The sequence below is a fragment of the Flavobacterium sp. genome (assembly GCF_043780635.1).
GTDB lineage: Bacteria > Bacteroidota > Bacteroidia > Flavobacteriales > Flavobacteriaceae > Flavobacterium.
On record NZ_JAYWCK010000129.1, the window covers coordinates 1 to 7152 of the forward strand.

Consider the following 7152-nt stretch of genomic DNA (forward strand, 5'->3'; position numbering starts at 1 on the left):
CGAACTGGAACCGTATCTGGAACATTTTTGAGCATTTTGCCCAATATTCTTTCGGAAGATATTGCAAAAACAATTATCTTAGCTGTCGTGGGGGCCACAGCCAGTTTTATGGTTTCGTTCCTTTTAAAATGGTTGACAAAATCAAAAAATAAATAGTCTGGTTATGATTGGTAACCTTTTCCGGACTAACTAAGAAAGCCTAGTCGTGAGACCTGGCTTTTTTGGTTTATAACAAAAGTTGTTGTATGCTTAGTTGCTATGAAACTAAGATAAAAAAAAGAAACTGAGTTAAGGAAATTTGATAGAATTTTTATGATATATGGTAAGTACTTTCTAACAATAAACCATTCGATGTTGTAAGCAAGCATAGCAAATTTGAAATTTTAAGTTTATTGTAATTATTTCTATAATGTTAAATATAAATTACAAAAAAGACTATATTTGTAAAATATATTTTGTGTTATGACAAAAAAGAAAATGATAATATTACCAAAAAACAAAAAAATTCTTGATAGAATAGGCGAGAATATTAAGCTCGCACGCTTGAGAAGAAAATTTAGTTCCGAACAAGTGGCTGAACGTGCAAATATTAGTAGGCCCACTTTGTCTGCAATTGAAAAAGGTAAACCAACAGTAAGTATTGGTTCCTATTTGTTGGTTTTGCAAGTGTTGGGATTAGAAAAAGACTTTCTTTTCCTTGCCAAGGATGATGAATTAGGAAGAAAATTGCAAGATGCTAGTATTAGTACAAATGAGAGAGCACCAAAACGAAAAGACAACAATGGCTAAGCAAAATAATTCAAGGAATATAAGTGTATATGCACATTGGTCGGGTATGGAAGACCCTTTGCTTATGGGTATATTACATTCTGATCGATTAAAAGGTAAAGAGGTTTTTTCTTTCGAATATATTGATGAATGGTTGAAAAATGGACCGGCTCAGTTGTTAGATCCCAGTTTGCAGTTGTATTCTGGATTGCATTATCTAAACGAGGTTCAAGATAATTTTGGAATATTTCTAGATTCCTCACCAGATCGTTGGGGTCGAATTTTAATGCGCAGGAGAGAAGCTGCTCTTGCTAGAAATGAAGATAGAGAGGAAAAGAAATTATTTGAAACAGATTATCTACTCGGGGTTTATGACGGTCATAGAATGGGAGCACTAAGGTTCAAATTGGAAGAAGAAGGTCCATTTTTAAATGACAATAAAAAAATGGCTAGTCCACCTTGGGCTTCTCTCAGAGAATTAGAGCAAATAAGTTTAAGACTAGAGGATGATGATGTTATTGATGATCCTGAATATTTAAAATGGTTAAGTATGCTTATTGCTCCTGGAGCTTCATTAGGTGGAGCAAGGCCTAAGGCTAGTATTGTAGATAATGATGGTGATCTATGGATAGCAAAGTTTCCTAGTCGAAACGACCAAGGGGATATTGGAGGATGGGAAATTGTAACCTATGAATTAGCTATTTTAGCGGGAATTACTATGGCAGAATCAAAAGCACAAAAGTTTTCTTCTGATTATTATACTTTTCTCACCAAGAGATTTGACCGTGGTAATAATGGGCAGCGAATACATTTTGCCTCTGCAATGACTATGCTTGGATATACAGATGGTCAAGATCATGCAGATGGGGCTAGCTATCTAGAACTTGTTGATTTTATACAAAAGAATGGGGCCAATGTTGACCAAGACCTGGAGCAGCTTTGGAGAAGAATTGTGTTTAGTATTTGTGTTACAAATACCGATGATCATCTTAGAAATCATGGTTTTTTATTAACCAATGATGGGTGGGAATTATCTCCTGCATATGATATTAATCCAGTTGAAAATGGTACCGGATTAAAACTGAACATTTCTGATGAGGATAATTCTTTAGATTTAAATCTTGCTATGGAAGTATCTGAGTTTTTTAGATTATCAGAAAAAAGAGCAACTGAAATAATTGATGAAGTATTGAATGCTGTTGCTAATTGGAGGGAAGTTGCAATAAAATATAAAATATCACGAGTTGAGCAAGAATTGAAGGCAATAGCTTTTAAAATCACAAAAATTTAAAAAAATAAATTCAATTTATTCTTGATTTTTTATGTTGTTAACTTATATAAAGTTGCAGTATTAAAGCTAGTATACATCCAAAAGAGGCAGATTGGACTGAAATAATTTAGACTTAATTTTCTTAAGTATAAAAGCCAATCTTTTAATACAACATCGAAAATATAACTATTTAGACTGTCTAATAAATGCTTAATTCAAGCTTTTTAATATACAAAGTAAACCTTATATTTATTTCCTGCAGTAACGGTTTAAAATAGCCCTTCGGATTTCGTTTATAAGTACAATATTCTGATGTAATTGATCTTCTTTTTGTTCCAGCAACCTCAACGCTTGGACTTGTTTCTGGTGCAGCTCGTGTCCCTGCATCATTTCATTTACTAGACAATCAAAATCTTTCTTGAAATCCTTGATTCGCAAAAAGGGAATAACCGAACCAATTAAAAATTGGTGCCAGAAGTTGGATTTCCAAAGGCTATAGGCAAGCCAGTAGACTCTTTCGGCATCCTTTTCATCTGGACATAGGATAACAAAGCTGTTGCTAAAGGGTTCTTTTTGGGGCTTTACCAATGCGCTGTTATTGTTTTTTTTGTATTGGTGAATTCCGCTATGCTCCATTTCCACTATTCATTCCTTTGTTGAGGATAAAGATTTGGTTTCCCTTGTAATTAGTGGCTTTTTGGTGGGTCTTGATGATGAAATTTGGCATATTGTTATTGGTTTAAAAAATGAAACATCATTTCTGGAAAAGAAAAAAGAGAAAAAAAGAAAGCCATAAAAAGAGCAGCAATGACGAACGGGAACGGAGTGAGGGACGACCGACTGGAAGTGAAGAATGAATGCTAAATTTGCTGGATTTTTTTCTCTTTCTTTTCAAGAAAATGCACTATGGTAGTGTTGTCAGTTGTTGGTTGTTGGTCGTCGAGGCCAGCCTGAATATATCTGTTGTCTGCATTAGTCGGTTGGATTCCAAATCGGATTCTCCAAAAGTTTTCATACGAACAACGGCTCCTTTGTGTTACAAAACATAGGCTGCACCAGCAATTTCTTTCGCAGCTATTTCATTTTGAATATCATTTTCGCATGAATCAAGGATAGCATTCGATACTTCTGGGATGGTTTTCCGCATTGTACGTTTTCCACTTTGCTGTTTATGGTACAATCTCTGTCGTTTACAGAAAATAGAAACTTAGCTTAATTATAAAACCCTAAATTCGATTTTTACAATTAATTAAATACATTACTTATGGGACGAAAAACCGAACAAAACTTTAGAGTTATACACAGATATTTAGGGTTTTTCCTTGCTGGAATCATGATTGTTTACGCCATTAGTGGCATAGTACTGACCTTCAGGAATACCGATTATTTACAAAAAGAAATTCAAATTGAAAAAAACTTAAAGCCTAATATTGCAAGTTATGATTTAGGAAAGGCCTTAGGAAAAGACCGCTTTAGTGTGGACAAAGAAGAAGGGGGACTAATATACTTTCAAGGAGGGACTTATGACCAAAAAACTGGTATAGCAAAGTATACCGAAAAGAAACTCCCTATTCTACTTGAGAAAATGAACAATATTCATAAGATGCATTCAGGGAATCCGTTGTTTTTGTTGGGAATATTCTTTGCAATATCTCTACTGTTCTTTGCGGTATCTGCCTTTTGGATGTTTAGACCTACGACGTCGGTTTTCAAAAAAGGACTCTATTTTACAGCAGGAGGGATTGTTTTGACCTTGATTTTATTGTTTGTGTAGTTAAGAAATTCCAGTTTATGAAAAATTAATCATACGCTTTTATTTTTTAGTTCGAAAAGAGGCAACTTGTTTCAGAACATTTTTAAAAACATTTATGTGCTCTGGGAAAACAGACCCGTAAAATGGCCGTTTGTTTGAAGCCTCCCGGGAAACCGTGCACTATTTATCCTCTATAACACTTGAACCGGTGAATGAGAATTCTTGAACCCTTTCAATTGGCAACGCTACATTTGAAATTTTAGGGGAACAAGAAAATAATAAAAATGCAGCTCCTGTAACAAAAAGTAAGAGGGCCCTATTAATCATTTTTGAATTACTGATCCTTACTTTAGGAAGTATAATTGTTACCTATTCGCTTGGCGTATAAAAATATTTCATTCCTTTTAAAACAAGCTTTTTAGATGCCTTTTAATATTTCTAAGTTTAAGTAATAAGTGCAACACGAATATCTAAAACAGATGGGGCTAGCTACATCTGTTTTAGGTTCAATTTTTATATTCGTCTTGGATGAAAAAATATAATCATTCTATTTTAATAGCCTAATCCTATTTATATTTGGCTACCCTTTTATCGGAAATTACCCCATTCCAGTTCAGTCCGAATGCAAAATCATAGGCATTCCCATCAGAATCGACATAGGGCTTCATATCCCTTGGCACATCTTCAAATTGCTTTTCTACCGTGGTCATATCTGCAGGCATTTGAAAGGGTAACAATGCAGATGGTTCTGTTGCTCCTGAAATGATTTCCATCAAGGCTTGGTCCTGCACGCCCATATGTACCAAAATCGAAGAGGCATTTGACTCAATTTCAGAAAATATCATGGGTTTTGAAACATTAACAATAACGATAACGGGTTTATCGCCCATTTTTGCTTTTGTTTCATTGACCAATTTCATATCGGTTGTATTGTTGGTCTTCACTGTTTTGCCTTGGTATGTGCGATTTATAAAATCCTCCAAAGGGCTCCCTCCGGCCAAGCTCGTTTCCCTGGCTTCCTTGGCCGTGTAGGATTCATATTGTAGGCTGATAGGCACATAACCATTGCTTCCTTTTTCGAGGTCAGCCCTATCATACCCTACACCACTATCCGGACTTTTAATGCCCACCAATGCAAAGTCGGCTTCTTTTGGGTTTTCGACCACCTCGAAATACTTTGACACTACTTCTATGTTAAAAGGATATTCTGTCTTTTCAGGCGTTACCTCCCCCTTCCAATTGGTGCTGGTCGCAATGTATCTTTTGGGAATATACACTTTCTGTTTTTCCTTCAGCGGAAGTGCTTTTCCGTGATTTTTGAGTAAGATCACCGAGCGCAACTGGGCATTATATCCCGCTTGCATATATTCGGCCTTACCAACAATTTTTTCGGTTTCTGCAACATCCAAATACGGGTTTTCAAAAAGTCCGGTTCTAAAAATGTTCTTCAACAAACGGATGGCGGAAGTCTCAAAACGTTTTCGCATTTGGCCTTCACCATGTTCAGCAACTCCCATTTTATAAGCTTCGAGTACAGGCCCCAAAGCATTATTGCCACCAAACTGGTCCATTCCGGCTTCGATTGCCTTATAATGACGTTCGGCTACGCTCATTGTCTCAACGCCCCAACTTTTCCCTTCAAACTTGTCCATAGCGTAAACATCCCTAGTAATTCCCCAATCGGTACAAAGTACTCCGTCATATCCGTATTCTCCTCTAAGAAGATCGGTAATCAAGTATTTGTTAAATCCATTGCCAACTGCTTCCCCTTCTCCCGTTGAAATCGTATAATAAGGCATAACGGCAGAAGCCATTTTAGTGGCACCTGCTAATTTGAAAGCCCCTTGGGTAAAAGGTTGTATGTGGTCTTTGATGTTTTTTCCAGGATAGACAGCATATGCTCCGTAACCAAAGTGACCATCACGACCCCCTTCTTCTGGACCACCACCTGGCCAATGCTTGACCATAGCATTTACACTTTCAAAACCCCAATCACCTCCGTTCTTGGACTGAAATCCGTCTACATAAGCCCTAGCCAAATCGGTTGCCAAATCTGGGTCTTCACCCATGGTTCCATCAAAACGGTTCCATCTAGGTTCTGTTGCCAAATCGATTTGTGGAGATAACGCTGTAGCAATACCTAAAGCACGGTACTCTTTAGAAGCTATTTCTCCGAATTGCTGCATCAAGGTTGGGTCAAAAGAGGCGGCTATTCCCAAAGTTCCAGGCCACATAGAAATGGTTCCACCCGCACCGGCATTGAATTCCGCAGACGAATCAATACCGTTCCTTGGATCCGAACTTGAGTTGATCGGAATTCCAAAATCAAGAGCTTCAGCGAAGGCTTGTGCATTGTTATTCCATTGCGCCGCTGTCGAAGGAGTTTCAATCTCGGTAATCAATACATGCCTCAAGTGGTCGTCTTTTAAAAACTTCTTTTGTTCGTCGGATAGATCACTGGCCACAGCGCCACTTTCTCCAAAAGGTTTTCCATTATAATTCGAAGCACCAAACCCGCTACTCACACCGGGAATAGATTGGTGCGAACTATATAGCATTAAACCTCCAATATCTACCAAGGTCAATTTAGTAGCAAGGTCATTTGCTCGCACATCAGCAGATAATCGCCAATCTTCATAAGAATCTAATGTTCCATTTTTGTTCAGATCTTTAAAGGCGTATCCATCAACGGTCAACAATTTCACACCAGATTCAGGGTGATAGCCTAAGGCACTTCCATCTCTATTTGAGACCTGAACGTAGCCGTCTTTTTGTTTGGTTGTGAATTTTTTGGAACAGCTGGTCAAAAAAACTCCTGAAATTAGAAGTACTAGGAATAATTTTTTTTCTATCATTTTCTGATTTATTTTGTAAGGAGTTCTATTTTTATTTTAATATTTTATCAAGAAAAGAAAATACTATTTGCAGGTTTTCCGGTGTTTCAAATTCCTTCCCGCCATGTTGTACACCTTCCAATAAATGCAGTGTCACTTTTTCTTTGCCTAATACTTTTACTAATTTCTCGTAAAATAAGACAGACTGTTGTGTTGGAACTATCTGGTCTTTTGTGCCGTGTTGAATTAGAAATGGTGGATCATCGCTCGTAATATATGTTTCAGGATTTGCCATCTTTACTTTGGCTGGGATCAAAGTAATTTTTTCTCCTAACACTTTTGATTCCGGTGAATTGGCTTCGCTGTGATCAGGTTTGCCATTACCCGTTTTTGTTAGTTGCTCATCAATTAATAAAAAATTGGTTGGCCCAAACCAATCTACTATAGCCATCACCCTGCTCGATTGATTGGTATTTCCCATACTCATATCTTCCAATTCCTTTACATCTCCTGAAGTACCTGCCAAT

At 37.0% G+C, this 7152-nt stretch carries 7 protein-coding genes; 3 read left to right on the plus strand and 4 right to left on the minus strand.

Annotated features, from left to right (window positions below):
- The first annotated feature begins 477 nt into the window (after nt 1-477).
- Both ACH2BV_RS11780 and ACH2BV_RS11785 read left to right on the plus strand, forming a co-directional pair.
- Nucleotides 478-789 (plus strand): helix-turn-helix domain-containing protein, encoded by a 312-nt coding sequence (locus ACH2BV_RS11780; protein WP_395050929.1) that lies wholly within the window; start codon nt 478-480, stop codon nt 787-789.
- Nucleotides 782-2059, plus strand: a complete 1278-nt coding sequence (locus tag ACH2BV_RS11785; protein ID WP_395050930.1) for a type II toxin-antitoxin system HipA family toxin — start codon at nt 782-784, stop codon at nt 2057-2059. The genes ACH2BV_RS11780 and ACH2BV_RS11785 overlap by 8 nt, the downstream gene beginning before the upstream one ends.
- Before the next feature lie 228 nt (nt 2060-2287).
- Here ACH2BV_RS11785 and ACH2BV_RS11790 read toward each other — a convergent pair whose 3' ends face one another.
- Both ACH2BV_RS11790 and ACH2BV_RS11795 read right to left on the minus strand, forming a co-directional pair.
- Entirely contained in the window at nt 2288-2674 is a 387-nt protein-coding gene (locus ACH2BV_RS11790; RefSeq protein WP_395050935.1) for a DUF6943 family protein, read from the minus strand.
- Entirely contained in the window at nt 2664-2765 is a 102-nt protein-coding gene (locus tag ACH2BV_RS11795; protein WP_395050931.1) for a DUF6943 family protein, read from the minus strand. Before ACH2BV_RS11795 ends, ACH2BV_RS11790 begins: the two co-directional genes overlap by 11 nt.
- Nucleotides 2766-3302: 537 nt before the next feature.
- On the opposite strand from ACH2BV_RS11795, the gene ACH2BV_RS11800 reads away from it, so the two are divergent.
- Nucleotides 3303-3812 (plus strand): hypothetical protein, encoded by a 510-nt coding sequence (locus ACH2BV_RS11800; RefSeq protein WP_395050932.1) that lies wholly within the window; start codon nt 3303-3305, stop codon nt 3810-3812.
- A 545-nt stretch (nt 3813-4357) separates the two neighbouring features.
- Here ACH2BV_RS11800 and ACH2BV_RS11805 read toward each other — a convergent pair.
- Entirely contained in the window at nt 4358-6646 is a 2289-nt protein-coding gene (locus ACH2BV_RS11805) for a glycoside hydrolase family 3 N-terminal domain-containing protein (protein ID WP_395050933.1), read from the minus strand.
- Between the two features lie 31 nt (nt 6647-6677).
- On the minus strand, nt 6678-7152 hold a 475-nt coding region (locus ACH2BV_RS11810; protein WP_395050934.1), incomplete at its 5' end, for a prolyl oligopeptidase family serine peptidase.

Coding starts and splice junctions, on each gene's coding strand:
- ACH2BV_RS11780 (WP_395050929.1), top strand. CDS start 478: ATGATAATATTACCAAAAAACAAAAAAATTCTTGATAGAATAGGCGAG.
- ACH2BV_RS11785 (WP_395050930.1), top strand. CDS start 782: ATGGCTAAGCAAAATAATTCAAGGAATATAAGTGTATATGCACATTGG.
- ACH2BV_RS11790 (WP_395050935.1), bottom strand. CDS start 2,674: ATGGAGCATAGCGGAATTCACCAATACAAAAAAAACAATAACAGCGCA.
- ACH2BV_RS11795 (WP_395050931.1), bottom strand. CDS start 2,765: ATGCCAAATTTCATCATCAAGACCCACCAAAAAGCCACTAATTACAAG.
- ACH2BV_RS11800 (WP_395050932.1), top strand. CDS start 3,303: ATGGGACGAAAAACCGAACAAAACTTTAGAGTTATACACAGATATTTA.
- ACH2BV_RS11805 (WP_395050933.1), bottom strand. CDS start 6,646: ATGATAGAAAAAAAATTATTCCTAGTACTTCTAATTTCAGGAGTTTTT.